At 63.5% G+C, this 26,785-nt stretch carries 24 protein-coding genes; 10 read left to right on the plus strand and 14 right to left on the minus strand.

All coding sequences use genetic code 11. The features are described from left to right. Positions 1–348 precede the first annotated feature (348 nt). The 11 genes from ABD906_RS14045 to ABD906_RS14095 form a co-directional block, all read right to left on the minus strand. Positions 349–1,401 carry a 4-oxalomesaconate tautomerase gene (locus tag ABD906_RS14045; RefSeq protein WP_345100047.1) on the minus strand — a complete coding sequence of 351 codons (1,053 nt, stop codon included), beginning with the start codon at positions 1,399–1,401 and terminating at the stop codon, positions 349–351. Next, positions 1,394–2,068, minus strand: a complete 675-nt coding sequence (locus tag ABD906_RS14050) for a 4-carboxy-4-hydroxy-2-oxoadipate aldolase/oxaloacetate decarboxylase (protein WP_345100049.1) — start codon at positions 2,066–2,068, stop codon at positions 1,394–1,396. The genes ABD906_RS14045 and ABD906_RS14050 overlap by 8 nt, the downstream gene beginning before the upstream one ends. Continuing rightward, complete coding sequence (locus tag ABD906_RS14055; protein WP_345100051.1) at positions 2,068–2,799, minus strand: PIG-L deacetylase family protein; 732 nt, start codon at positions 2,797–2,799, stop codon at positions 2,068–2,070. The genes ABD906_RS14050 and ABD906_RS14055 overlap by 1 nt, the downstream gene beginning before the upstream one ends. Positions 2,800–3,317: 518 nt before the next feature. Continuing rightward, a complete protein-coding gene (locus ABD906_RS14060) occupies positions 3,318–4,214 on the minus strand; it encodes a sugar phosphate nucleotidyltransferase (RefSeq protein ID WP_345100053.1) in 897 nt (298 codons plus the stop codon). 168 nt (positions 4,215–4,382) lie between these two features. After that, positions 4,383–5,750 (minus strand): DUF2793 domain-containing protein, encoded by a 1,368-nt coding sequence (locus tag ABD906_RS14065; RefSeq protein ID WP_345100054.1) that lies wholly within the window; start codon positions 5,748–5,750, stop codon positions 4,383–4,385. A 135-nt stretch (positions 5,751–5,885) separates the two neighbouring features. Beyond that, the gene (locus tag ABD906_RS14070) at positions 5,886–6,638 is read right to left on the minus strand and encodes an iron ABC transporter ATP-binding protein (protein ID WP_345100056.1); all 753 of its coding nucleotides are present in this window, start codon (positions 6,636–6,638) and stop codon (positions 5,886–5,888) included. Then, positions 6,635–7,531 carry an iron chelate uptake ABC transporter family permease subunit gene (locus ABD906_RS14075; RefSeq protein WP_345100156.1) on the minus strand — a complete coding sequence of 299 codons (897 nt, stop codon included), beginning with the start codon at positions 7,529–7,531 and terminating at the stop codon, positions 6,635–6,637. Before ABD906_RS14075 ends, ABD906_RS14070 begins: the two co-directional genes overlap by 4 nt. 61 nt (positions 7,532–7,592) lie before the next feature. After that, positions 7,593–8,540 carry an ABC transporter permease gene (locus tag ABD906_RS14080; RefSeq protein ID WP_345100158.1) on the minus strand — a complete coding sequence of 316 codons (948 nt, stop codon included), beginning with the start codon at positions 8,538–8,540 and terminating at the stop codon, positions 7,593–7,595. 106 nt (positions 8,541–8,646) lie between these two features. Next, the gene (locus ABD906_RS14085; protein WP_345100058.1) at positions 8,647–9,555 is read right to left on the minus strand and encodes a siderophore ABC transporter substrate-binding protein; all 909 of its coding nucleotides are present in this window, start codon (positions 9,553–9,555) and stop codon (positions 8,647–8,649) included. 27 nt (positions 9,556–9,582) lie between these two features. Beyond that, positions 9,583–10,356: a siderophore-interacting protein gene (locus ABD906_RS14090; protein ID WP_345100060.1), complete on the minus strand. Its 774-nt coding sequence runs from the start codon at positions 10,354–10,356 to the stop codon at positions 9,583–9,585. 18 nt (positions 10,357–10,374) lie between these two features. Next, a complete protein-coding gene (locus ABD906_RS14095) occupies positions 10,375–12,468 on the minus strand; it encodes a TonB-dependent receptor domain-containing protein (RefSeq protein ID WP_345100062.1) in 2,094 nt (697 codons plus the stop codon). A gap of 485 nt (positions 12,469–12,953) precedes the next feature. On the opposite strand from ABD906_RS14095, the gene ABD906_RS14100 reads away from it, so the two are divergent. The 3 genes from ABD906_RS14100 (at position 12,954) to ABD906_RS14110 (ending at position 14,496) form a co-directional block, all read left to right on the plus strand. Further along, on the plus strand, positions 12,954–13,166 hold the full coding sequence (locus ABD906_RS14100; RefSeq protein ID WP_345100064.1) for a cold-shock protein: 213 nt from the start codon (positions 12,954–12,956) through the stop codon (positions 13,164–13,166). A 346-nt stretch (positions 13,167–13,512) separates the two neighbouring features. Then, on the plus strand, positions 13,513–13,725 hold the full coding sequence (locus tag ABD906_RS14105) for a cold-shock protein (RefSeq protein WP_345100066.1): 213 nt from the start codon (positions 13,513–13,515) through the stop codon (positions 13,723–13,725). Between the two features lie 357 nt (positions 13,726–14,082). Further along, complete coding sequence (locus ABD906_RS14110; RefSeq protein WP_345100068.1) at positions 14,083–14,496, plus strand: BA14K family protein; 414 nt, start codon at positions 14,083–14,085, stop codon at positions 14,494–14,496. Between the two features lie 229 nt (positions 14,497–14,725). Here the strand turns inward: ABD906_RS14110 and ABD906_RS14115 are convergent, their stop codons facing one another. From ABD906_RS14115 to ABD906_RS14125, 3 genes are all read right to left on the minus strand, one after another. Continuing rightward, complete coding sequence (locus tag ABD906_RS14115) at positions 14,726–15,379, minus strand: MBL fold metallo-hydrolase (protein WP_345100070.1); 654 nt, start codon at positions 15,377–15,379, stop codon at positions 14,726–14,728. Positions 15,380–15,632: 253 nt separating this feature from the next. Then, positions 15,633–15,908 (minus strand): hypothetical protein, encoded by a 276-nt coding sequence (locus ABD906_RS14120; RefSeq protein ID WP_345100072.1) that lies wholly within the window; start codon positions 15,906–15,908, stop codon positions 15,633–15,635. Between the two features lie 94 nt (positions 15,909–16,002). Then, positions 16,003–16,896: a branched-chain amino acid aminotransferase gene (locus ABD906_RS14125; RefSeq protein ID WP_345100161.1), complete on the minus strand. Its 894-nt coding sequence runs from the start codon at positions 16,894–16,896 to the stop codon at positions 16,003–16,005. A 216-nt stretch (positions 16,897–17,112) separates the two neighbouring features. Here ABD906_RS14125 and ABD906_RS14130 point away from each other — a divergent pair, with 216 nt between their 5' ends. From ABD906_RS14130 to mutL, 7 genes are all read left to right on the plus strand, one after another. Beyond that, positions 17,113–17,655, plus strand: coding sequence for a MarR family winged helix-turn-helix transcriptional regulator (locus ABD906_RS14130; RefSeq protein WP_345100074.1), 543 nt, complete (start codon positions 17,113–17,115; stop codon positions 17,653–17,655). Continuing rightward, complete coding sequence (locus ABD906_RS14135) at positions 17,630–18,349, plus strand: response regulator (RefSeq protein WP_345100076.1); 720 nt, start codon at positions 17,630–17,632, stop codon at positions 18,347–18,349. The genes ABD906_RS14130 and ABD906_RS14135 overlap by 26 nt, the downstream gene beginning before the upstream one ends. 379 nt (positions 18,350–18,728) lie before the next feature. Beyond that, positions 18,729–20,021 carry an ATP-binding protein gene (locus tag ABD906_RS14140; protein ID WP_378187784.1) on the plus strand — a complete coding sequence of 431 codons (1,293 nt, stop codon included), beginning with the start codon at positions 18,729–18,731 and terminating at the stop codon, positions 20,019–20,021. Between the two features lie 375 nt (positions 20,022–20,396). Next, positions 20,397–23,252, plus strand: coding sequence for a DUF2339 domain-containing protein (locus tag ABD906_RS14145; RefSeq protein ID WP_345100080.1), 2,856 nt, complete (start codon positions 20,397–20,399; stop codon positions 23,250–23,252). Positions 23,253–23,339: 87 nt separating this feature from the next. Then, positions 23,340–24,134 (plus strand): 3-oxoadipate enol-lactonase, encoded by a 795-nt coding sequence (gene pcaD / locus ABD906_RS14150; RefSeq protein ID WP_345100082.1) that lies wholly within the window; start codon positions 23,340–23,342, stop codon positions 24,132–24,134. Between the two features lie 27 nt (positions 24,135–24,161). Next, positions 24,162–24,494: a protein tyrosine phosphatase family protein gene (locus tag ABD906_RS14155; protein ID WP_345100084.1), complete on the plus strand. Its 333-nt coding sequence runs from the start codon at positions 24,162–24,164 to the stop codon at positions 24,492–24,494. Between the two features lie 352 nt (positions 24,495–24,846). After that, entirely contained in the window at positions 24,847–26,718 is a 1,872-nt protein-coding gene (gene mutL / locus ABD906_RS14160) for a DNA mismatch repair endonuclease MutL (RefSeq protein WP_345100085.1), read from the plus strand. Positions 26,719–26,785 lie beyond the last annotated feature (67 nt).

The raw sequence follows: 26,785 nt of genomic DNA on the forward strand, positions 1-26,785 counted from the left end.
GCCGCCGTCCTGCGGGCAAAGCAACCCAGGGCAGGCGTAGGGCTTACCGATCTGTCCGATCTGACCGGGCTTTCCCCATTCTGCAAACCATCCTCCGGGCGGAGTTTCGGATCAGCGGCCGTGGATCCCCACCCGTTTCGGGTGGGGATCCGGTCCCCCCCTGATAAACCGCCGCAACGGATCAAACCATCCCTACACTTGGGATCGCGCACCGGCCCATCCCGCGCCCCCGCCCACAGCAGGCAGCAAGCTTGAGGCATTCCGGCAAACGGATCCCACCCGTGCCCCGACAAGACTTCATTCTTTTGCAGCCTTGGCAGAAACCCGGATCAGCCTCTGCAGCAACCGTCAAAACACAACACCGTCCATCAGCTTGCGGGCCGTGCGAAGCACGCCGGCTGTCAGCAGGTTTCCAGCCTCGTCCACATTCGCAATCACGGTAAACTCGCCCGTCGGATGCTCGATGGACATGGCCTTCTCCTGGCCCTCCGGCACCACCGCATATTTCGCGGCCGGCCCCTCCGGCAGCAGGCAGGCGCTGGCGACCGACACCGCCCCCAGCACGCCGATCGCATCGTGGCACCGGTGCGGGATGAATGTGCGCGTGGAGATCGCGCCGCCGTTCCGCGCTGGACTCACCAGCGTCATTTTCGGCACTGAAGTGTCACGCACGTTGCCCAGGTTCATCAGCGGTCCGGCAGCGAGCCGCACCTCCTCGAGCCGGGCGCGCAGTTCCGCGTTGGCCTCCAGTTCCGCCGGCGTTTCCTGGCCCGTGAGGCCGAAATCCGCCGCATCGAGGATCACGCAGGGCATGCCGTTGTCGATCATCGTGACCCGCAGGCCCGCCACCTCGTCCACCGCGTTGCCGGTGGGCAGCAGCGCGCCGCAACTCGATCCCGCCGTATCCTTGAACACGATCGTGACGGGGGCCGCAGTGCCCGGCACACCGTCAATCCGCGCATCGCCGTCATAGCGGACCTTGCCGCCCGGCGTCTGAACCGTCGCGATGGCAATCTGGCCCGTGTTTTCCATATAGATGCGCACCTCGGTCCGGTCGCCCGCCGGCTTCACCAGCCCCCGCTCAATGGCGAACGGCCCGACCCCGGCGAGAATGTTTCCGCAGTTCTGCCTGTCGGTCACAACCGGCCGGTCCACGAACACCTGCAGGAACAGGTAGTCGACGTCGACCCCCTCGCGCGTCGAGGGTTTCACCACCGCAACCTTGGAGGTGAGCGGGTTGCCCCCGCCCATGCCGTCGATCTGGCGTGGATCGGGCGACCCCATGATGCGCAGGAGCAGCGCGTCCCGCTCTTCCACGCTTCCCGGCAGGTCAGACGCGAGGAAATAGCCGCCCTTCGACGTGCCGCCCCGCATCCACATGACCCGCGTGCCGTCAGACATAGCGCAGACCCTTGGCCTTCAGCTTCTCGCGCATGTTGTAGATGTCGAGGCCGAGCTCTCCAGCAGCGAGCCGCCTGCGCTTCTCCTCCTCGGCCGCGACCCGCGCCTCGGCCTTTTCCGCCACGGCTTCGGCCTCTTCGCGTCGGACCACGCACACACCGTCATCGTCGGCGACGATCACGTCGCCCGGGTTGACCAGGGCACCCGCGCAGATGACCGGCACGTTTACCGAGCCCAGCGTCTCCTTGACTGTCCCCTGCGCGAAGATCGCCTTGGACCAGACGGGAAACTGCATCTCCGTGAGATCGGCAACATCGCGCACGCCCGCATCCACGACGAGGCCCTTGCAGCCCCTAGCCCGCGCCGAGGTGGCCAGCAGATCGCCGAAATATCCATCCTCGCAGGGACTGGTGGGGGCGAGCACCAGAATGTCGCCCTCCCTGATCTGCTCGATGGCCACATGCACCATCCAGTTGTCTCCGGGCAGCGCGGAGATGGTGACGGCCGATGCCGCCAGCCGCGCACCGCGATAGATCGGGCGCATGTAGCTCGCCATCAGGCCCTTGCGCCCCTGCGCCTCATGCACGGTCGCCACGCCGCAGGCCGCAAGCCGCTCGATCACCGACCTCTCGGCCCGCTCGATGTTCTGAACGACGATTCCGCTCATCACAGCTCATCCACGGTTCGCGGGAACACCGACTGGAACCCTTCGGCATATTTTGCCGGGCGTCCCCCCGCCTGCCCGCCGGAATTGCGCATGAACTGGTTGGCCCGGTTCTCGGCCACGTTCTTGTAGTAGGTCCAGAGGTGCTCCTGCCCTTCCATACACTGGATGGCGGCCCACTTCTTGTCCCACACGGGCGTGATGTCGAGCAGCACGTCCGGTCGCCATTTCATCTGCTCGGTCTGGTGCGGCTCGAACATGTAGACCTGCGGCGCGCCGAGGATCTTCTCGCCGGGATTGTGGCCCCAGGCCTGCGCCACGGCGCGGCATTCGAGCGTCCATTGCTGCACGTACATGTGGTCGGGATTGTAGGGATCATACTGCGAGTGCGACAGGATGAAGGCCGGCTGCACCTTCCGCATCACGTCGACGAGACGGAACTTTGCCTCGCGGTCCATTTCCAACGGATAGTCGCCGAGGTCGAAGAACTGGATGTCGTGAACGTCCAATGCCTTCGCCGCGTTTTCCGCCTCCCTGCGCCGCTCGGCCTTGACCTTGTCAAGCGTCATGCCGGGCGTCTTCCAGAGCTTGGCGCTTTCGCCGCGCTCGCCGAAGGACAGACACACGACGGTGACCTCATACCCCTTCGCGGCGTGCAGGGCGATCGCTCCACCGCATCGCCAGACGAAGTCCGCTGAATGTGCGCTGATGACCAAAGCTGTCTTGTTCGTCATGGGAAAGTCCTGTTCCGCTAGGGGGAGGACCCGGGGCGTTCAAGGTGCCCCGCGTCTGACGCATCGGGCCCGAAACTGTCACGCTCTGGCCCGGAATCCAAATTGGAAAAGCAGGCTGACCTATAAGCAGGCGCTATAGCCATGGCTTCCTCCGCCTGCTCGCGCCCGTGACGGCGGCGCTCATGCCGCTTTCAGTTGTAGTGACAAAGATTATCTCAACCGGTTGGAGGGTTTCACGCAACCAGTTGCAGACGTTGGAAAACAGACATCTGGCCGTTCCGCGGTCATAGTGGTTCTCCAACAGGGCATTTGGCCCCAACCGGATGCTTCGCCATAAGCTTGGGTTGAATTCGTGTCGAAAACGCCTTCGGGATTCAACCTGCGCACGCGCCCGTTTGCCTCGGCCTGCCACGACAGTATGTTGAAGACGTAATCCTGCGGGTCACCTCTGCCTTGCTGACGCGCTCTCGCTAGGCGAACGAATTTCATCCGCCGGCAGGCCCGTTCGCGGGCGAGGTTCAGTTGAGCGATGCCAGCGAGCAGGCGCGCTCTTCCACCCGGCGCCGCAGATACGCAGTATAGTCGTTGTCGCCCAGCCGCCGGGCGCGGCTCAGTACTTCGTCCGGGGTGACATAACCCATGTCGAGCGCGATTTCCTCCGGGCACATGATGCGGCAGCCCTGTCGCGTCTCGATCGCTCGAACGAAGAAGGAGGCGTCCTGGAAACGGTCAGGCGTGCCGGCATCGAGCCAGGCGAGCCCCCTTCCCAGTCTGCATGCGCCGAGGCGCTGCTGCTGAAGATAGATGCGCTGGATCGTGGACATGGGTATGCCCCCGGACGACCGTCGCATCAGATCCACGGCAATGTCGACGACATCCCCGTCGTAGAACGCAAGTCCGGTCACCGCCCAGCCTTCCCGGTCTTCATCTGGATGATCGATGATGGCGACCGGTCTCATGGTGTCCGGATCGAACCTCACGACCGTATGCCCCCGTGCATTCCCGACGCGGCAGGCGAAGATTGTGGCCCCCGCTGGCGTCTGCGCGGCCTGCTGGCAAATCCCGAGCAGGCCCGGTCCATAGAATATGCTGTCCCCGTGGATGACAGCCACACGCTCGTCGCCGATAAAATGCCGTGCCGCCGCCAGGGCTACTGCCGTTCCATCCGCCTCGTTCCGGGTGGCGAACGAGATGGATATTCCGTATGCCGACCCGTCGCCCAACAACCGTCTGAACTGGAGCAGACACCTGGCAGGCGAAGAGATCAAAACCTCCTTGATTCCCGACATCAACAGCACGCCCAGCGGATAATAGATCATAGGCTTGTGATAATCGGGGCTGACCGGCTTGGATTCCCGGAGCTTTGCCGGGAAAAGCCTTGCTCCCATTCGTCCGGCGACAATGATCCCCTTCATGGCTTGTCTGCCAGGTGCAAGCTCCATGGTGGCTGCCCGCCCCATGAAGCCCGCACCTCTCCCCCACCAGCGCCTTTACCCGCATAACGTATCAGAAAATCGCAACCCTTGCGCTAACTATTCTCTATCTTTGGTTGTATTCTTGCAGGTATGATTGGAACTTACCCATTACTCATCCGGCTGGAACCGGACCATGATCCGGCGCAGCTCCCTGCGCTGCCATGCGGCCTCCAGCGCCAGCGCCTCCTCGTACCGGATTCCGTAGCGTCCGGCGCGCCGTTGCGGCCTATCGGAAGACGGGCCACTACCGCCGTCCTCCTCCGTTTCGCATTCGTCGTAGCAAAGCAATCCCAGCTCGAACGCGTCGAGGCCCCTTGCGGCGAAACAATCCCTGACGCGCTGCGCCACGAGACCGACGTGCCATCGCGCCACGTTGCCCTTTGCCTGAACCGCATCGCGCGCGCGGTAGCGAACCCATTCCACGTCACCCCAGGCATCGAGCCACTCATCCGGCACCGGCCCGATGTCCTGCTTCTCGCTTTCGTCGGAGGTGCTGATCGTGGCAGAGGCCGCGAATATCTGCGCCCAGCGACTGGTGGCGGTGCCCAGCGACTGGGCATCATCCGCTCCCGGCGCGATGCTTCCGTCGTTCTCGACGGCGAGACGGGGCGTGGCCGTCCCCGTCACCTGGCTTCCGTAGTCGCCTATGACGAGGCGCCCGTTGCCGCTCGATGACGCCTCCACGGCGATCAGGAAGCCCTTCCACGGCGCTGCGCCATAGTTGCCGCTCTGGTACCGGTGGATCTGGATTCCGGCGGGGCTGTCGTCGTGTTCCAGACGCATGCGCCCTCCGCGGACGTGAAGCTTCTGCGCCGGATTGATTCCGCCGATGGCCACCGCCCCGTTGGAGCAGTTGATCCTGATCGCCTCGGTCCATGACGATCCGTTCGCCGATACCTTTACATGAAAATTGTCGTCCCCCGTCGTGCCGAACTCGGCCCGTCCGCTCCAGTTGGTCTGGAACAGGACGCTTGCCGTATCGCTCGCCTGGTTCTTGTTGATCTTGACCTGATGTCCGGCGCCCTCGTGATTGAACAGACTGAAGGGCGAGGACACCGCAAGGCGGTTGGTCGCATCGTAGGATGCGTTGATGCCGAGCCCGTCCACCATCTGCAGCTGCTCCGCCGCAAGCTGCAGCGGCATCGCTTGCCATGTCTCGCCATCATGCACCACCAAGGCGTTCTCGCTCCCAACGAAGGCGATCCACCCGGCCTTTGGCTGATAGAATGCCCAGTCCCCATCCTGGAAAGCTGCAAGCCACCCGTCCTTGCCCGCCCAGCTCTCCGTGGCGCCCTCAGCCACGATGTACCGGTCTCCCTCCTGGGGATCGGCGGGCGGCTCGTCCAGATCACGCGCAATCACGCCGATCTGCAGCAGCGCGTCTAGGGCCCTGATTGCCTCATTGTGGGTGACATGTTTCTGCGCCTGCGACGGCATGATGTACGGCAGGCCAAGATTTGGTGTTTCTTCGCTCATGAAGACGCTCCCCCGGTTCCAGCGCCTTCATTCTGCGGGTGCCTGCTGGCTGTGGGATAGAAATGCCGCAAACGGAACGGCCCTGTCCCCCTACGGCGTATGGGAAGCGGCGCGCGGGTTCCGGTGCGAATACGCCTAATAAATCGCCACCAGCCGGCTGCCGACGGGGACGACCTTGATCTCGGTCTCGTAGATCTGGCTGAGGAGTTCAGGCTGGATGATCTCCTCGGGCGTGCCCGAGGCGACGACTCGCCCGTTCTTCATCGCCACGATCACGTCCGAGAAGGTGGAGGCCATGTTGATGTCGTGCAGCACCACTACCATGGTCTTGTTGAGACGGCGGGTCGCCTGCTGCACCAGCCGCATGATCTCCACCGCGTGCTTGATATCCAGGTTGTTGAGCGGTTCGTCGAGCAGCACGTACTCGGTGTCCTGACAGATCACCATGGCGATGAAGGCGCGCTGGCGCTGTCCGCCGGACAGCTCATCCAGAAAGCGGTCGGCGAGGCTCGTGAGCCCAAGCATCGAAATCGCCTCGTTGATGTGCTTCTCGTCCTCGACCGTGTAGCGGCCCTTCGAGTGTGGGTAGCGGCCGAAGCTCACCAGGTCCCGCACCGTGAGCCGCACGGCCAGGTGGTTGTCCTGCCTGAGTACTGCCAGCCTCTTGGCGAGCTGGTCGGAGGGCGTTTGGCTCACGTCCATCCCGCCCACAGTGATCGTGCCGGCATCAGCCGAAAGAAAACGTCCCATCATGCCGAGCAGTGTCGACTTGCCCGCGCCATTGGGGCCGATGATGGACGTCACGCCGCCCTTCGGCAGGCTGATGGACACGCCATCCACCACCACAGAGGAGCCGTAGGATTTCGTGACCTTCTCGACAGCAATCATCGTGCAGCACCTCTGACCACCAGGAGGATGAAGACCAGCCCCCCGACAAATTCGATGATGACGGAAAGCGCGGTATCGAACGCGAAAACCCGCTCCAGGATCACCTGCCCACCCACTAATGTAATCACTGCTATAAGACTTGCGACGGGTAATACAACCGCATGTCGCGACGTTGGCAGGATGAGATAGGCGAGATTGGCGACCAGCAGACCGAAGAACGTCACCGGTCCTACCAACGCCGTCGACACCGCGATCAGAACCGAGATAAGCGACAGCATGATGATGATCGTGCGATTGTGATCGACGCCGAGCGCGGTCGCATGATTGCGCCCCAGCGCCACGACGTCGAACACCGGCAGCATGCGAATAATGATCACCGTCACTACTGCCACCACTATTCCCGTCACACCGAGCAACGATGTGTCGACCATGTTGAAGCTGGCGAACATGCGGTCCTGCAGGATCAGGAACTCGCTCGGATCGAGAATGCGCTGCAGGAAGCTGGACAGGCTCCGGAACAGGATACCGAACACGATGCCGACGAGCATCAGGAGATGCGGGCTGCGGGCCGCTCCCGAGAGGATCCAGCGGTAGAGCAGGATGGAGAAGACGAGCAACAACCCCGCCTCCACGATGAACAGCAGGAACGGGTTCAGCGCCGACACGCGCCCGGCGCCGATGGCGAACACCAGCACCGTTTGGATCAGCACGTAAAGTGCATCAAAGCCCATGATGGACGGCGTGACGATCCGGTTCTCCATGACGGTCTGGAACAGCACCGTAGATACCGCAATGGAATAGGCGATCAGCACCAGCGCCGCCAGCTTCGCTCCGCGGAACGAGAGGATGAAGGACCAGCTTCCCTTCGCCCCCAGCGTCATGAAGGCAACCATCGAGATCGCGGCGAGTACCGACAGCAGGATGATGATCGACCGTGTGCGTCTCTTGCGAACATCAGGATGCACGGGAGTTTCTCCGCAAGAGCAGATACAGGAAGAAGAGCGAGCCGATCACGCCCATCACCGCGCCGATCGGCATCTCGTAGGGCCGGATGATAAGCCGTCCGAAGATGTCGCAGACGAGGACGAGTCCGGCGCCGAGCAGTGCCACCCACGGCAGCGAGCGGCGCATGTTGTCGCCGATCGTCATCGCCACGACATTGGGCACGATCAACCCCAGGAACGGCACGGAGCCGACCGTGACCACCACGGATGCCGTCACCAGCGAAACGATGGCGAGGCCGAGCGTCATCACCCGGCGGTAGTTGAGCCCGAGGTTGGTGGTGAACTCCTGGCCGAGTCCCGCCACCGTGAAGCGGTCAGCCGCGATATAGGCCGCCACGCTGAGTGCTCCCGCGATCCACAGGAGTTCGTAGCGCCCGCGCAGCACGACCGAGAAGTCGCCGGTCATCCATGCGCCGAGCGACTGGAGCAGGTCGAGCCGGTAGGCGAAGAAGGTGGTGATCGCGCCGATCACCCCCGCCAGCATTATGCCCACCAGCGGCACCAGCAGCACCGAGCGCAGCGGCACGAACTTGAGGATGCGGATGAACAGCGCCGTGCCCGCCATGGCGAAGGCGGCGGCCACCGCCATCTTGACGATCACCGGCGCATTAGGGGCGAAGATGGTGATCACGAGAATGCCGAGCGTGGCCGACTCAACCGTCCCCACCGTCGATGGTTCAACGAAGCGGTTGCGGGCCAGCATCTGCATGATCATGCCCGCAATTGCCATGCCTGACCCGGCCAGGATGAGCGCCAGCGTTCTCGGGGCGCGGCTGACCAGCAGCACCTGCAGTGCTCTTGCGTCACCCTCGAGCAGGCTTTTCAGCGACACGTCGGAAACACCGACAAACAGGCTTGCCACCGCAAGAACGAGCACAAAACCCGTTGCGAGGAAGATGGCTGGCGAAGTCGATTTCACAAGGCGCTCACGCTTCTGCGGTCACAATAAGCAGACACAACCGGCCCGGGCAGGCCGGTTGTGCACTCGCGGCTCTTAATAGAACTTACTTGCTGAACGCCGCAAGCAGCTCGTCGACATCGGACTGCACCGCATTGAGACCGGCGCCGATGATGTACCAGTTGCCCGGGTTCAGGTAGACGACATGGCCGTTCTTCCAGGCATTGGTCTGGCGCACGAGATCGTTGTCAAGCACCTGCTGGGCGGCCTCGCCCTGCTGGCCAATGGCTGCGTCGCGGTCGACCACCAGCAGCCAGTCCGGATTGTTCTCCAGGATGAACTCGTTGGAGATCGACTGGCCGTGCGTTCCGACATCGAGCCCTTCAGCCGCCGGCGTCATGCCGAAGTCGTCATAGAGGATGGTGAACCGGCCGCCCCTGCCGTGAGCGCTGATACGGCCGCCGGTGGTGAGGATGGTCAGCACCCGGCCGGCATTGGCGGTCTTTTCCTTGAGCGCGGCGATGCTCTCGTCCAGCTTGGCGAGCTTCTCCTTGGCAAGCTCTTCCTTGCCGAAAATCTTCGCCAGCGTCTCGACGTTGGCCCGCATGTGATCCAGGAAGTGGTCCGGCGCCACCGTCATGTCGATGGTCGGCGCGATCTTGGAAAGTTCGGCATACTTGGGAGCGGAACGGCCGCCGACGATGATGAGGTCGGGCTCAGCCGCGTTGACTGCCTCGTAGTCGGGTTCGAACAGCGTGCCGATTTTCAGGTACTGGTCGCCCTCGTACTTCTTCAACGTCTCCGGCTTGCTGCCGCCCGGCACGCCCGTCACCTCGACCCCCAGCGCGTCAAGAGTGTCGAGCGATGCCATATCGAACACGAGCACCTTCTTCGGCGTGTCCGGAAGCGTGGTTTCGCCCTGGGCGTGCTTGACGGTGATCTCCTCCGCCATTGCCGGTGACAGCGCCGTCGCGGCGGCCAATGCCAGGGTTGCGAAAATGGTTGTCAGCTTCATTGGAATGCTTTCCTTCGCAAGTATGCGTTAATCGTCCACGTGATCGTGACCGCCAATGCGGCCCGGTCGCCAATATCCCTCGGAGCGGATCTGCTCGCGGGTCATGCCCCGTGCGATCAGGTCATGGCGCTGGCGTCGGACATTGCTCGTCTCGCCGATGATGTAGGCCTGTCCCCTCCCCTGAGGCAGGGCAAAGGCCGCCACCACGTTCGCCATCAGATCGCTGGGCCCTGCGGGCAGCTCTCCTCGGTGCAGCCAGGTGAGCTCGAGATCGGCATTCGTCTTGAACTCGACCTCTCCACTCTTGTTTTGAACTTCCATAAAAGCAAAGGCCTTCGTTCCAGCCGGTGCCTCTTCAAGAATGTGTGCAATGGCCGGGATGCAGGTCTCGTCCCCTGTGAACAGGTGCCAGTCGGCCTCCGGATTGAGGAAAGTGTGCCCTCTCGGTCCCTTCGCCTCGACTTCATCCCCCGGCCTGGCGCCGATGGCCCAGCGCGGTCCGGGCGTATCGCCATGCTTGAGGAAATCCACGGCAATGGTCCGCGCCTGATGGTCGAAGGAACGGATAGTGTAGTCCCGGCGACCGAATTCCCCGTCGCCCGTCGGGATCATCATCACGAGCGCCTGCCCTGGCTTGTAGTCGAAGGCGGCAGCCTCCTCGGGAAGCGCGAAGGTGACACGGCGCATGTTGCCCGCGGCATCGGCGCTGTCCACCACGGTCAGCCGGTAGGATGGAAGGTTCGGCCTGCCGCGGCGGGGAGCGGGCTGTTCCGCCCCGAACTTGGTCTCGGCGCTTTCCATGCGCACTCTCCGCAATACTCAGAACGTGGACGTCAGACCGACCCAGAACCGGCGGCCTTCGAGGGAGTTAAGGTAATCGTCTGGATCGACCTGCTTGTCAAACAGGTTGTAGACGGCGCCCTTGAGCGTGGTGCTGTCGCCGAGCCGGTAGTTCAGGCCCACGTCGACGAACGTATAGGCAGGCAGCGTCCTGACACGCGGCGTCTGACGCACGTTGGCGCTGACCTGCTCGCCGTGGTAGCTGACCGTTGCCCACAGGTCGAGCTTGTCGGTTGCGCTCCAGTCGGCGCGCAGGCTGGCCTGATGCTTCGGCGTCCGCGTCAGCGGCTCACCCTCGAATTCGCCCGAGGTCTGCTCGGAGTGCGTATAGGTATAGGTGCCGCGGAACGTGAGATCCGGCGTGGCCTCCCAGGTCGCCGCAAGTTCCACGCCCTGGATGATGGCGCCGTCGATGTTGAAGTAGCGCCACAGGCAGTACTCGCCCGGATTCAGCACCGCCGCTGAGCAGTTGCCGCCCGGATCGCGGATCCGGCCGGTCTCCGGATTGATGATCCGGTGCGTGTTTTCATTGGCGATCTTGTTGGTGAAGTCCGTGTAGAAGTAGGTCGCGCCAGCCGTGAACCCGCTGTAGCTGTCGTAGAGGATGCCGATTTCGTAGCTCGTGCTCTCCTCGGGCTTGAGATCAGGATTGCCGGCGATGACACCCGCCCCGCGCTGGGTTGGATAGTAGTAGCTCGGGGTGACGGCGCGGATCTCCGGCGCCGTGAAGCCGGTGGAAACGCCACCCTTGATGGTCACGCCCTCGAACACGTCCCACACCGCATAGAGGCGCGGGGTAACATGGGACCCGTAACGCTGGTGATGGTTGTAGCGGACGCCGCCCGTGAGCGCGAAGTCGTCGGTGATCTTCCACTCGTCCTCGCCGAACAGGGCAAAGCTGTCGGCCGACAGGTCCAGGTAATCGCTGGTGTGCCCGGTATCGCGCAGGTTCTCGTTCAGGTACTGACCACCGGTCACCAGCGTGTGCTGGCCCATGAAGTCGAACGGCGTTGTGAACTTCGCGTCGAGCGTCGTGTTACGGATGCGCGGCACGCGCAAGCTCTTCGTCCAGTCCTCCGTGCCGGCTGGCGAGGAATAGTTTGTACGGCGGCCGTCTTCCTGTGAAAGGGTGATCTCGGATGTTGTCCAGCCCCAGTGCCCGACATGGGAGACGGACCAGTGCGCTCGGTCGTAATCGCGGTATGTATCCTCCGCCCCGGAGGTCCACTCGACCGTCTTGCCGGCATGAGCGAGGGAGCGCACGCGCGTTAAGCCGCCCTCGATGTAGATCTCGTGGTCATCCGAAGGCGTGATGGTCAGCTTGCCGCCGATGTCGCCCTCCTTGCGCTCCTGCGTGCCGCCGACCAGCTTGTCTTCGCCGCGCAGCAGGCCGCGGCCCCAGACCTGGATGCCCACCTTGTCGTCGATGACCGGCCCCGAGATGTAGAACGAGGTCTGGCCCGCATTGCCGAAGCGCGAATGCCCGTTGAGCGTGCCGTCGACGCTTACCGTGCCGGTCCACGTGTCGGAAACCTTGCGGGTGATGATGTTGATCACGCCACCCATGGCGTCGGAGCCGTAAAGCGAGGACATGGGCCCGCGCACGATCTCGATCCGCTCGATGGCGGAGATCGGTGGGATGAAGCTCTGCTCCAGTCCGGAGCTTCCGTTCGGGCGGGAGTTGCGGGTGTTCTGGCGCTTGCCGTCCACCAGGATCAGCGTGTAGTTGCCCGGCAGGCCGCGGATCAGAATGTCATTCTCGTTCGCTGCGCCCGTCACGGTGACACCCTGAACTTCCTTCAGCGCGTCCGTGAGATCCTTGAATGCACCCTTCTCGAGTTCCTCGCGGGTAATCACCGTGATGGAAGCCGGAGCATCCTTGACGTTCTGCTCGAAACCGGCCGCCGTGACCACGAGCTGCTGCAGCTGCGTCACGCCTGTCGAACCGCCCGCAGCGTCCTGAGCCAGCGCCTGCGACGCGCTCATCACGACCAGGCTCGCCCCCAGTACCAGACCGTTCCTGATGCGCTCAACCTTGCCTAGAGGATACTCAATCGTGCTGACTTCAACCATTTTCCGCCCCGGACTCAAAACTTGATAGTGGGACTCCTATTATTCTTGTTTACGCCCGGGTCAATCAGAATATTTCGGAATCGTTCTAAACTCGCGATCCTCACGGAAAGAAAAATTGATGTGGTTTCAACCAATTAACATAGCTGCAGTGTAGCACGCCGGCATTTTGTGGATTAGTTTTGTCATATTTTATCCACAGGCAATCTTAATCTGACTCCTGGAATCGTTGCCCTGTCAGGTGGGCTCACCCAAGCGCGGCAAGGTGGCAGAAGTCTCTTGCGGGTTTCCCCGACACCCTGCGGCAATCTGGCCGACCCTGCCTTGCTTCTGCCCGGAATGGGTGTTACAAGGTGGCTCGCTCGGGTGGTTGCAGACCCGGAGACTGGTAACGTTCAGAACGATCCTTTCCCCGTAAACCAACACTTGGCGACAGCGAACCTGCGCGCGTTGCGCAGACGCTTCTTGCAGCAACGGGGAGAATCCCAATGGCCACGACTGGCACCGTAAAATTTTTCAACACCACCAAGGGCTTCGGCTTCATCACGCCCGACAACGGCCAGAAGGACGTTTTCGTTCACATCTCTGCCGTCGAGAGCTCCGGCCTGCGCACGCTGACCGACGGTCAGAAGGTCTCCTTCGACGTCGAGCCCGACCGCATGGGCAAGGGTCCGAAGGCTGTAAACCTGACCGCTCTGTAAGATCGGCCCGGCACGGCTTTTTCTCAGGCACGGCAAGCCATTGCCGTGCCTTTTGTTTGATTAAAAACAAATATCCGAATGTGATGTGGGGCGATCGAAAGTTTTGCTTGCCCCCGGCAACGAAATAGATAAGTATTTTGCTCGTTCGGGCATTTGCCGGCCCGGAGACTGGAATAGCATACCCCGGCATACGACACGTTAAAGGCTCCCGGGAAGTCGCATGCGCATCCAGATTGGACCGCATGCGGAATGACTGTTTCTTCTCCTCCAGTAAAGCGCCGAGTTTACGTGAACGGGCCCACCGGCCTTTCACAGAAGTTGGATCGGGAGCAAAGGAATACTTCCCATGTCGCAGCGCGGTACCGTCAAGTTCTTCAATCATGCCAAGGGGTTCGGGTTCATCACCCCGGAGGATGGTCAGAAGGACGTTTTCGTTCACATCTCTGCCGTTCAGGCCTCCGGCCTGCCTGGCCTCGAGGATGGCCAAAAGGTGTCGTTCGACACTGAACCGGACAAGCGCGGCAAGGGTCCGAAGGCAGTCAATCTTTCGCTCATCTGAGCATCCGTCAGGCATCGCGACCTGACACGCTTTGAACGCCGGCACCTGCCGGCGTTTTGCTTTCCTGGCCCTGCCTGCTTTCCTGTTCTGCGTGCTTCCTGGTCCTGCGACGGCTTCTCGCCCGCCCCTTTCGGCACCCCCGCGCCGGAGCGGCACGGCTGTTCTATCCGACGTGAAGAAAAACAAGCTCGAGACGGCTCGGACCTTCAAGAGAATCTTCCCGGTTCCAGTCTTACGCCCCAAGAATCCCATCAAATTGACGCTTTTCTGATGTCTTAACCGTTCAGTTACGGTTCATCTTGGCCGGATTAATGTGCCGGCCGACAGTGAATGTCGTACCGATTGATGGAGACTGTAATGAAAACCCTATTCAGGAATGCCGTCCTCGGTCTGGCAGTCGCGGCGACCACCCTGGCCGTTGTTCCCGCGGAAGCCCGTGACCGCTGGCACCGGCATCATTCGCATGATGATGCGCTGGTTGCCGGCATCGCCGGACTTGCGGTCGGCGCCATCATCGGGGGGCTGGCGTCTCAACCGAGCCCGCCGCCAGCGCGGGTTTACATTGATCCGCCCTATGAACCGGTCTACCGGCCCGTTCCGGCCTATCGCGTTCCGCGCTTCCAGCCGACCTACAGTTACGGCTATCGCGGCCTGCAGCCCTGGACACCCGCCTGGTACCGGGTCTGCAGCCAGCGTTATCGCAGCTTCGACCCCACTTCGGGCACCTTCCTGGGGTACGATGGGCAGCGTCACTTCTGCACGCTCAACTGAGTGCCCGTAGCGGCCCCGGCAAAGCCTGCGACGGTTGCGTCCGGGGCTGCGAGGCCGTCAGCCGGGGTGGATCTGGGTTCGATGAAAGCCTGAACCGCCCTGGCCAATCGGTCCTCTGTTCCTCCCCTACAAGGCCTTGGCCGCCCTGCATTCTCCGGCAGGCGGCCTCTTTTTTTCTTGAGGCCCCCACCTTTTCCGTTGATGCCTGGATTCGCCTGCGCGGCCCGGGTCAGAAGCCCTTGCCGGTAAGGAACGGGTTGGTCTGTCGCTCGACGCCAAACTGGCTTGCGGGACCATGTCCGCAGATGAACGTAATGTCGTCGCCGAGCGGCAGCAGTTTCTCCTTGATCGAGCGGATCAGCGCCTCGTGGTCGCCTCCCGGCAGGTCCGTGCGCCCGACCGAGCCACGGAACAGCACGTCGCCCACATGTGCGAACCGCGCCGTGGCGTTGTAGAACACGACGTGACCCGGCGCATGTCCCGGGCAATGGAAGATCTCGAACTCATGGCCGCAGAAGCTCACCTTCTCGCCCTCGCTGAGGAAGCGATCCGGTGTGCAGTTACGCATCGTTCCGCCGATTCCGTAGTTCTGCGCCTGCCTTTCGATATTGCCGAGAAGCGGCGCATCCGCCTCGTGGGGTCCCAGAATCTCGACCCCCAGCGCCTCCCTGGCCTCCATCGCGCCTCCGGCATGGTCCAGGTGGCCGTGCGTCAGCCAGATCGCCTCGATTGTGACGCCAAGCCTGCGGATCGTATCCAGGATCTGGTCGACGTCACCGCCGGGATCCACCAGCACCCCGCGCTTTTCCTGATCGTCGAACAGGATTGTGCAATTCTGCTGGAACGGAGTGACCTGAACGATAGCGGCTCTCAAACTTCCCATGGCACCCTTGCCTCAAGCGACATATCAATGGCCTTTTAGGCCATTCCGCGCGCGAATGAAATCATCGATGCCTGCCCCTGCCCGGGATACGGACACCAGTCCACCAAGACTTGGCCCTGCACTGGACATCCAACGCAGTCCGCATTAGACCACCCCGCACCGAAGCGCGGGCACAAGAAACCCCGGCGCGCGTACCGTCTTTCGGTTCAAGTCAGACGCGGCCGGGGTTGTAGCGGAAACCGATTGCGCGCTCTTACGCCTTTTTCGACGCGCTCATGACGGCACCGACGATGGCCGTCAGGATTGCCCCGCCGCCGACACCGCCCACGGCGTCGCCGAGCAGTCCTCCCAGAGCGCCAGCATCACCGCCGAGTCCGGACAGCGCCGCACCGCCGGCGACACCGCCGATGAGGCCGCCAAGGATCTTTGGTAGTTGTCCCATCGCAGCCTGCTTGAAGGCGGCTCCGACGGCCTGCCCGCCGATGATGCCTGCAATTGCCTGCACGATGATGGGAAGAAGTGCTTCCATGTTCACCTCCCTTGATACGGGCCGGAAATTTAGCCGGCGTATCAGGCGAACACGCCTTCTTCCCAAAGTCAATTTATTAAATTTGCGAACGACCTCACTCGGCAGCCGCGCGCAGGCTCGGGCGAACCTCGGCGGCATAGGCGTCCATGAGCGCGCGCGTCATCTCGCCCGGCGTGAAGGTATAGGGGCCGATCTCCGCCACCGGCGTCACTTCGGCTGCCGTGCCGCAGATGAAGCTCTCGTCGAAGCCTTCCAGCTCCTCCGGCATGATCGCCCGCTCCTCGACCTTGATGCCGCGGCGATTGGCGATCTCGATGATGGTCTGACGCGTGATGCCGTTGAGGAAGCAGTCCGGCGTCGGCGTCAGCAGCTTGTCGCCCTTGACGAAGAAAATGTTCGCGCCGGTCGCCTCGGCCACCTGGCCGCGCCAGTCGAGCATCATCGCGTCCGCATAGCCCTTGGCCTCGGCCGCATGCTTGGAGAGCGTGCAGATCATGTAGAGACCGGCAGCCTTGGACTTGGACGGAGCCGTGCGCGGATCGGGACGGCGGTATTCGGCGATGTCGAGCCGGATGCCCTTCAGCTTCTGCTCCGGATCGAAGTAGCTCGGCCACTCCCAGATCGCGATGGCGAGATGGACGCGGTTGTTCTGCGCCGAAACGCCCATGGACTCGCTGCCACGCCACGCGATCGGGCGGACATAAACGTCCTTCATGCCCTGCTTCGCCAGCAGCTGCCGGCAGGCCTCGTCAATCTCCTCGACGGAATACGGGATCGTGAAGCCCAGGATGCGCGCCGACTCGTGCAGACGCTGGGTATGCTCGGTGAGCTTGAAAATCTCCCCGTCGTAGGCGCGTTCGCCCTCGAAAACGGCGCTTGCATAATGCAGTCCGTGGTTGAGGACATGAACCTTGGCCTCATTCCACGGAATGATTTCACCATCGAACCAGATGTAACCGTCAAGCTGGTCAAATGAAACTGACATGATTGAAGCTCCCTGGATGCCCTGCGGCAGCTGCTGCCTGCTTTATAATTCTCTAGCTTCGGAATGTCTTCTGTTGTGGGGAGCAATTTAGGATTTCTATCGGAAGACAGACCAACCCAGCATAAAAATGCAGGCTGAGACCGAAAAGCTTGGCAAAAATTATCAAGATGGGATATTTATGTCAACAAAACTGACATATTTCAGAGGACGCAGACGAGCATGACGGAGGTAACCTTGCCGGTGAGGGAGCAGACGGCATGCACCGATGAGTCTCTCCAGCTGGGGCTGATCGAGCTGCTGTTCTTCGCCTATCGCGACTTCACCTCCGACCCTGACGAGCTGCTCCTGCAGTATGGGTTTGGGCGTGCGCATCACCGCGTTCTTCACTTCGTGACGCACCGTCCCGGTATGACGGTTGCGGAACTGCTGGAGGTGCTGCGCATCACCAAGCAGAGCCTGGCCCGCGTCCTGAAGCAACTTATAGACACTGGTTATATCATTCAGATTCCGGGACCCCGTGACCGCCGGCAGCGAGAGCTGTATGCTACCCAAAAGGGGAAAGAATTGGCGCTGGCGCTGGCGCTGCCACAGTCCCGCCGTATAAATACGGCACTTCGTGAGGCCGGCATTGATCGCGCCGTGGTGGAACAGTTTCTTCGCGCCATGGTCAACCCTGAACGGCGCAGGCAGTTGGACCGCCACCAACCCGGCGCGCTTGCAGCGGAGGACGACCGGCATGATCGCCGAGGAACTGCTCGATAGGATAGAACCGCCATCAGACGATGCGCCTCATCTTCTTGTCGTGGACGACGACACGCGCATCCGCATGCTCCTGCATCGGTTCCTGCGCGAGAACGGCTTCCGCGTGACCATCGCCGGGGATGCCGCCGAAGCCCGGCGCAAGCTGCGCGGCCTCGAGTTTGACCTGATCATTCTCGACATCATGATGCCTGGGGAGGATGGAGTGGAGCTGACCCGCTCCCTCCGGCAGGAGCGCAACGTGCCGATCCTGATGCTCACCGCCCTGTCGGAAACGGAGAACCGCGTCACCGGCCTCGAGGCGGGAGCAGACGATTACCTGCCCAAACCCTTCGATCCGCGCGAACTCGTACTGCGCATCAACAACATCCTTCGCCGCGGCGGCCAGCAGTCCGTTCCTGCGGTCGAGCAGGTCGTGTTTGGCCCGTACACCTTCCAAATCCCCCGTCGCGAACTCAAGCGCAACGGCCAGGTGATGCGCCTGACCGAGCGTGAGCGGGAGATCCTTGCCATCTTCGCCGAACGGGCCGGCGAGACCATTTCCCGCATGGAGCTGGTCGGCTCGGACTCCGAGGTGGGCGAGCGGACGATCGACGTCCAGATCAACCGCCTGCGGCGCAAGATCGAGCGCGATCCGTCCAATCCGGTTTGGCTGCAGACGGTACGCGGCATCGGCTACAAGCTCTGCGTGGAGTGAGTGCCAATCCCTGCCGCCGCTGTCGGGCAGTTCCAGACGGCCGGGGAACCGCGTGCTCCGCCAGAAACGCGGATCCCTTCCGGAATTCTCGTGGACCGGCCGCGCGGGCATGGCAAGCGGCATCGCATTGCCCTCCCGAGCTGCGGAAACGGGATCGGGAGCAGGACAGAGTTTTTGAAATGGCCTGAACTGCTCTAGAATGTGTTGGGAACCGGCGGCCGCATGCCTTCGCAGCCGTTTCCGGTTTCGCGGGACATGAACCATGGCGGATCAGCTCTTGTCAGACGCGGCGCACCGCAGCTTGATCGACACACCTCTCCGGGCAGCATCTGCCGTCCGCAGGCTCTGGCGCCGCTTCTGGCGTCTTGTGTCCCACTACATGCCCAAGCGGCTGTATGCGCGCTCGCTGATCATCGTCATCGCGCCGATGATCCTGCTGCAGTCCGTCGTGGCCTTCGTCTTCATGGAGCGTCACTGGCAAACGGTCACCCAGCGCCTGTCCCAGGCGGTCACGCGGGATATCGCGGCCATCATAGACACGCTCGAAAGCTATCCGCAGGACGACGGCTACGCCACGATCATCCGCATCGCCCAGGAACGCCTGGCTCTGCGCATCAGCATCGAGCCGCTGGAGCCGTTGCCGCCGCCGGGCCCCAAGCCCTTCTTCTCGATCCTGGACCGGACGCTTTCCGAAGAGATCACCAAGCAGATCGGCCGTCCCTTCTGGCTGGACACGGTCGGCGATTCCGACATGATCGAGATCCGCATCCAGCTGGCCGACAAGGTACTTCGCGTCTTTGCCAAGCGCAGCCAGGCCTATGCGTCCAACACGCACATCTTTCTTCTGTGGATGGTGGGCACCTCGCTCGTGCTGATCACCATCGCCGTCGCCTTTCTGCGCAACCAGATCCGTCCGATCCTGCATCTGGCGGAAGCGGCCGAGAGCTTCGGCAAGGGCAGGCCGACCCATGACTTCAAGCCCCGCGGCGCCGAGGAGGTGCGGCGCGCCGGTGCAGCCTTCATCCAGATGCGCGAGCGCATCGAGCGGCAGATCGAGCAGCGTACCGCGATGCTCATGGGCGTCAGTCATGACCTGCGGACGATCCTGACGCGCTTCAAGCTCCAGCTTGCCCTGGCCCGCACGAAGGCCGATATCCAGGCGCTGGATGAGGACGTGGAGGAAATGCGCTCGATGCTGGAAGGCTACCTGACCTTTGCCAAGGGGGACGGCGCCGAGGAACCGTGCGAATTCGATCTCAACGCCTTCTTCGAGAAGCTCAGGGACGAGGCCAGGCTTCGCAAGCGCGGCCTGGAAATCAGGGCTCCGGAGGCCATGCAGATCTTCGTGCGGCCCAATGCCTTCAACCGCCTGATGTCGAACATCGTCGGCAACGCCTTCCGCTACGCGAAGAACGTGCGGATCGAGGCCCGTCATCCCCGCGGCATGCTCTACATCGTCGTCGACGACGACGGTCCCGGCGTTCCCGTCGAAAAGCGCGAGGAGGTCTTCAAGCCCTTCGTGCGCCTCGACAGCGCCCGCAATCAGGACAAGAGCGGCACGGGCCTTGGTCTCGCCATCGCGCTCGACATCGCCCGCAGCCACGGCGGCGACATCATTCTTGATGACAGCCCCATGGGCGGCCTGCGTGTCATCGTCCAGCTTCCCGTCTGATTCATAGTATTTGTTAACCAGCAGCCCCGTGCGCGGGTGGGTGGGCGGCGAGTGGTTCCTGGTGTGGCCGTCTTCCACCTGAAACGGCCAGCAGACAGCCTTTCGCTTCCAGGTGACCATTCTCGGCAAGCTGATCTTCGTCGTCCAGCCCGGAACGCGGAAGACCGCCACCGTGGCGTTGCGACCCCCTGGCCCCACCCGCGAGCCGTTGCCATCCCGTGGGTGAGGCTCACAAAATCCCCCGGAAATTCCGCCGCCCAGAACGAAGCGAGTCCGTCCGGACTTGACAGCTCCCCCCACTTGGCGGGTCATTGGAAGGCTGGCCGGCGCCAATGGCAGGGGGTCGGCGTCGGCCGATGATGGGGGGCAAGTTTCGTGATTTTTGGTGTTGGATCGCTTTTCGATCTCGGAATTGAACAGGTGATCCTGCTGATTGCCCTGTTTCTGTTCATCGGCTCTGGGCTGGGCTTCGTCGCAACAGCGAAGGTCTGGCGCCTGCAACGCCGTATCGCCGATCTGGAAGCGGTGCTCCGGCAGTTTCAGTCGGCGCCGCGCCCCGCGGGAGAAGCCGCATCTGCCGGGGCCGTACCCGTTCCGGAGCAGGTTCCCCCGGAACCCCAGCCTGAAGAGGCTCCCGCGGAGCCACCTGCCGCGACGGCCCACGAGGAAGAACGCCCCGAACAGGAGCAGCCCCGGGAGGCGCAACCTGCGGGCGACCAGCCGGCCGAAGGGCAGCCTGCCGAAGCGGGCCCCTCTGCGACCGGACCGACCGTTCCGCCCGCAACTCCCGCATCCGTACACCGGCCTTCAACCGCAACTCCGGCTGCGTCCTTCGAGGAACGGTTGGGCGCCCGCTGGACGGTCCGGGTCGGCGGCCTTACGCTCGTGCTGGGTGGCATCTTCCTCGTCCGCTATTCGATCGAGGCGGGCCTGCTCGGCCCCGCCGCGCGTGTGACGGCTGGCGGCATCCTTGCCTTGGTCCTCGCCGCGCTCGGCGAATTCCTGCGCCGCAGGCAGGCCGAGGCCGTCGCAAACCGGCCCTACATCCCCGGCGTCCTGACCCTGGCCGCCACCACCACGGCCTTCGCCAGCATCTATTCGGCCCATGCGCTCTATGGCCTGCTCGGCCCCACGCTTGCCTTCATCCTTCTGGCAGCAACGGCGTTGCTGACCCTGCTTGCCGCCGTACTCCACGGTCCGGCCGTCGCCTCCTATGGCCTCGTGGCGAGCTATGTGGTGCCCTTCCTCGTTTCCTCGCGCGAACCCGCCGTCTGGTCGCTGGTCTTCTACGGCCTCGCGGTGAGCGTCTCGGCCTATGGCGTCGCGCGTCTGCGCCTGTGGCGCTGGCTTGCTGTTTCGGCCGCGCTCGGCTCGGTCTTCTGGGGCCATGTGGTTGCGATCGCCGCCGACGGTCCCTGGGATGCCGGCGCGCTCGCCCTCTACGACGTGGCCGCTTTCGCCATGGCTGCCTTCGTTTTCGTCGTGAGCCTCTATCCGCGCGATCCGCGTGTGGCCATCGAACGTTCCGACGCGCTCGCGGCCTTCGTCCTCTTCCTGCAGTCCTTCCTGGTCCTCTATTTGCTGCAGGAGGCGAACTTCTCCGGCGCTTCGCTGGCGCTGCTCGCGGCAATCGTCGCGGCCATGATGGTCATCGCCTCCGAATGGCCGGCCGCCGCGGCAACCGCCATCGGCGCCTTCGTGCTCTCCGCCCTCGGCTATCTCTCGTGGAACGTGCCGCTGTCGCCGCGCGACGTCACGATGAACGTCTCCGAGGTGGAGCGTCTGGCCGCCGCCTTCGGCAACCAGTGGGCGGATCTTTTCCCGACCATGGGGATTCTGCTCGCCGCCATCACTGGCAGCCTTGGCCTCTGGGGCACGATGCGCTCCACGGGACGCCGGACGCTTGCCGCCACCGGTGTCGCCGCCCCGCTCGCCATGGTGGCCATCGCCTATTTCCGTGTGGCCCCGTACGAAACGGAATTCCTGTTCGGCACCATCTGCCTGTTTCTGGCGCTCCTGTTCACCGGCGCGCTGCGCCTGATCGACACGCGCCTTGGCGAGGATGAGCCCTTCCGTGAAACGGCGCTTGCCGCCTACACGATCGGCGCGGTCGGTGCGATCGCTGGCGCCATGGCGATCCTGCTCGGTGACGGCTGGCTGCCTGTGGGGCTTGCCCTGCTCGCGGCAGGCGTCATCTGGGTCCACGGCATCTGGCCACTGCGCGCGCTTCCCCGTGTCGCCCTCGGCGTCGTGGCTCTCACCGGTCTGGTGATCTGGCACAAGCCCACCATTATCGGCCCGCTCGAACTCAGCCAGCAGATGCCCATCTTCAACGCCCTGCTCTATGGCTACGGCGTCCCCGCCCTTGCCTTCGCCTGGTGCGCCTGGTTGCTCCGCCGCCGCGAGCGGGAAGGCAATCCCGGCCTTGTCCAGCAGACCTTCGAGGCAATCGCCGTTTTCGCCGCGCTGCTCACCGCTTCCGTGGTGATCCACCATGCGATGAACGGCGGCCGGTTTTACACCGAGCCCGACACGATGGCCGAGTGGAGTCTGCACACGCTGGTCTTCTTGTCGGCGGCACTTGCCCTCCGGCGCATGAACCTGCGCGCCCGCAGCGCCGTTCTTGGCTCCTTCGCCTGGATCCTGGGCGTGGTGAGCCTTTTCACCATCGGCTGGTTCCAGCTCATCGCCCTGAACCCGCTTTTTACGGGCGAGCCAATCGGCACCAACGTCCTGTTCAACACCCTGCTGCTCAGCTACCTCGCTCCGGCGATCCTGCTCAGCTTCATGATCTGGGAAACGCGGCACCAGAGCTGGTCCATCTACCGCCTCGTCGCCGGCAGCCTCGTGATCCTGCTCGTCTTTGCCTGGATCTCGCTCGAAATCCGCGCCGTCTTCCACCGTCCGCGGCTTACCGAGGGCATCACCGACTACGGCGAGTTCTACGCCTACTCGGTCGCCTGGCTGCTCTTTGGCGTCCTACTGCTGCTGGCCGGCCTGCGTTTCGGCTCGCGTTACCTGCGGCTTGCCTCGAGCCTCTTCGTGCTGCTGGCAATTGCGAAGGTCTTCCTGCTCGACATGGCGGGCCTCGTAGGCATCTGGCGGGCGCTCTCCTTCATCTGCCTCGGCGCGGTGCTGATCGGTATCGGTCTCCTGTACCAGCGGCTGCTGCGCCCGGCCACGAAATCGCCGTGGGAAATGGCCCGCGAACGCAAAGACGGTTCCCCGTAAGCCCGTTATGACCTAAATCAGGGCATGAAGAGTGCCCGCCCTCGGGCGGGCCTCGCACAGACACGACATGAGGGAGAGAGGCTGGACATGGCATTCGCAAGGGTGAACGGAATTGTGCTCCACTACGCCGACCGGGGAAAACGGGACGCCCCGGCGATCGTGTTTGCCAATTCGCTCGGCACCGATTTTCGCATCTGGGAAAAGGTGGCGGACAACCTCGCTGCCGACTACCGCGTCATCCTCTACGACAAGCGCGGCCACGGCCTTTCCGACGCCACGCCCCAGCCCTACTGCATGGACGATCACGTCGAGGACATGGCGGCGCTGCTGCGCCATCTCGGCGTCTCCAAGGCAGTGATCGTCGGCCTCTCCGTCGGCGGCATGATTGCCCAGGGCCTCGCAGCGAAGCATCCGGACCTCGTCCGCGCGCTCGTCCTCTGCGACACCGCCCACAAGATCGGCACCGCCGACATGTGGAATGCCCGCATCGACGCGGTGAACACGAAGGGCATCGCCTCGCTCACCGACGCCATCATGGAGCGCTGGTTCACCCCGGCCTACCGCACGCCTGATAATGCGGACTATCAGGGCTACATCAACATGCTGAACCGGTGCCCGGTCGATGGCTATGCGGGAACCTGCGCCGCGCTGCGCGATGCGGACCTTACCGCTTCCACCAGCGCGCTCGACCTGCCGGTCCTTTGCATTGTCGGCGACCAGGACGGCTCCACGCCGCCCGACCTCGTCCGCGAACTTGCCGCGCTCATCAAGGGTGCCCGCTTCGAGATCGTGGCGGGCGCCGGACACATTCCCTGCGTCGAGCAGCCCGATGCAACCATCCGGCTGATCCGCGGCTTCCTCGATCAGGCATCCATCCGCTAAACCCACCGAAATCCGAAAGGACCTCCCATGGAAATCCGCAGAGTGAACGACGACTTCGCCGTCGCAGGCCAGATCGGGCCGGAAGACATCGGCGCCATTGCCGCCGAAGGCTTCCGCAGCATCGTCTGCAACCGCCCCGATACCGAGGACGGCGCGATCCCCCACGACGCGGTTGAGGAAGCCGCCCGCGCCGCCGGCCTCGAGTTCCGCTTCCTGCCGGTCGTCTCCGGCGCCATCACCGACGATGACGTGCAGCAGATGTCCGAGCTGCTGGCGAGCCTGCCCGCGCCGATCCTGGCCTACTGCCGCACGGGCAATCGCTGCCTGAACCTCTTCGCGATGGTCCAGAACAGCAGGTAAGGCGCTCAGTCCTGCTTTTTGTGTCCGGCCCGGCGAGTTGCGCCCTCTGACACCTTCCAACGACTTGGGAACGAGCCCCAAGTCCAGGAGGGTGCATTCTCCCCCCACAGTGGGGAAAGATTGTGAGCGTTGCACGAACGCTTGTGCAAGTCCCCGGCGTTCGCAATTGGCCTTCTCTCCCCCGCTGCGGAGGAAAATGAAATCGCGTCATCCTGGGGAGCCGAGTGTCTGATTTCCAGAGGGGGATCGGTGGCACCGCACCGCGTTCTCCCCCAAACCCGACGACGGGCAGGAGTGGGGGAAAACCCTTGCCTGGCTTCGCTTGGGTTGCGAATCCCCCTATGATTGGGGAATGACAATCAGGCAGCTCTCCGAAAACGTCATCAACCAGATTGCCGCGGGCGAGGTCATCGAACGTCCCGCCAGCGTGGTGAAGGAATTGGTCGAGAACGCGCTGGACGCCGGCGCGCGCCGGATCGAGCTTGCCACCGCGGGCGGCGGCCTCACCCTCATTCGCGTCATCGACGACGGCAGCGGCATTCCGGCAGAAGAGCTTCCGCTCGCCGTCTCGCGCCACTGCACATCCAAGCTCGGCGACAACATCCACGACATCCGCACGCTCGGCTTCCGTGGCGAGGCCCTGCCCTCCATTGGCTCTGTCGCCCGTCTGTCGCTGCGCTCGCGCCCGCGCGATGCCGACAGCGCCGCCGAGATCGTCGTTGAAGGCGGCAAGGTGAGCCCGGTCCGTCCGGTGGCCGCCAACCATGGTACTATCGTTGAGGTGCGCGACCTCTTCTTCGCCACGCCGGCCCGCCTCAAGTTCATGAAGGGCGAGCGGGCGGAGGCCTCTGCCATCACCGACGTGGTCAAGCGAATCTCGCTCGCCTTCCCGTCGGTCCGCTTCACGCTTTCGGGCTCCGACCGCAGCACGCTGGATCTTCCCGCCGTTCCCGAGGATGGCGAAGGGCTTTTGCGCCGCATCGGCCACGTGCTTGGCACCGACTTTGCCGAGAACGCAATCCCCATCGATGCCGAGCGCGGGGGCGTCCACCTGACGGGCTACGCCTCGATCCCCGCCTATTCGCGCGGCAACGCCCTGCACCAGTATGTCTACGTCAACGGCCGCCCGGTGCGCGACAAGCTCATCGCCTCGGCCATCCGCGCGGCCTATGTCGATGTGCTGCCGCGCGACCGCCACGCGGTGACGGCGCTCTTCATCCGCCTGGATCCGGAACTGGTCGACGTCAATGTGCACCCGGCCAAGGCCGACGTGCGCTTCCGCGACCCCGGCCTCGTGCGCGGCCTGCTCGTGGGCGCCATCAGGCAGGCCCTCGGCACGAGCGGAACCCGCTCGTCCACCTCGGGCGCCGCCGCCATGCTGGAAGCCTTCCGCGTGCCCGGCCCCGCGGCGGCTTCCTCCGGCTCTGCCGCCTGGCAGCAGCGCCGGTACGCCGCCGAACCGCGCCCGTCGGAGCCTTGGAGCGCGTCGAACTCACCCAGCCGGCCGCTCGATTTCGGCGAACCAGCGCCGCGTCCGGCGCCTGCCGCCGGCGGCCTGGCCGAGGCTGCGCGGGAGTTTCTCGACATTGCCGCCCCTGCCGCGGACGCCCGTGCCGATCAGGACGTGATCGACGACAAGGTCCGCTACCCGCTCGGCGCGGCCAAGGCCCAGGTGCATGAGAACTACATCATTGCCCAGACAGCTGATTCCCTCATCATCGTCGACCAGCACGCCGCCCATGAGCGTCTGGTCTACGAGGCGCTGAAACAGGCCATTCATTCGCGGCCTCTGCCGTCGCAGGGTCTGCTGATCCCCGAGATCGTCGACCTGCCCGAGGAAGACGTAGACCGCCTCGTCGCCCACGCGGAGTTCCTTGCCCGCCTGGGCCTGCATCTCGAGCGTTTCGGTCCGGGCGCGGTGATCGTCCGCGAAACCCCGGCCATGCTCGGCAAGGTTGACGTGCCCGCCCTCATCCGCGACCTCGCCGACGAGGTCGCCGAGGCGAACTCGGTCAACCTCCTCCGCGAACGCATCGATCACATTGCCGCGACCATGGCCTGCCATGGTTCCGTGCGTTCGGGCCGCCGCCTGCGGGTGGAGGAAATGAACGCCCTTCTGCGTCAGATGGAAGCGACGCCAGGATCCGGCACGTGCAATCACGGCCGGCCCACCTATATTGAGCTCAAGCTCCCTGACATTGAACGACTGTTCGGACGGCGTTGAGATAACCGCGATAAGGCTTGACGCGGAACGCGGAATATGGCGCAAGGAGAACGATGATGAGGCAATC

The sequence above is a fragment of the Chelativorans composti genome, assembly GCF_039541695.1.
GTDB classification, from domain to species: domain Bacteria; phylum Pseudomonadota; class Alphaproteobacteria; order Rhizobiales; family Rhizobiaceae; genus Chelativorans; species Chelativorans composti.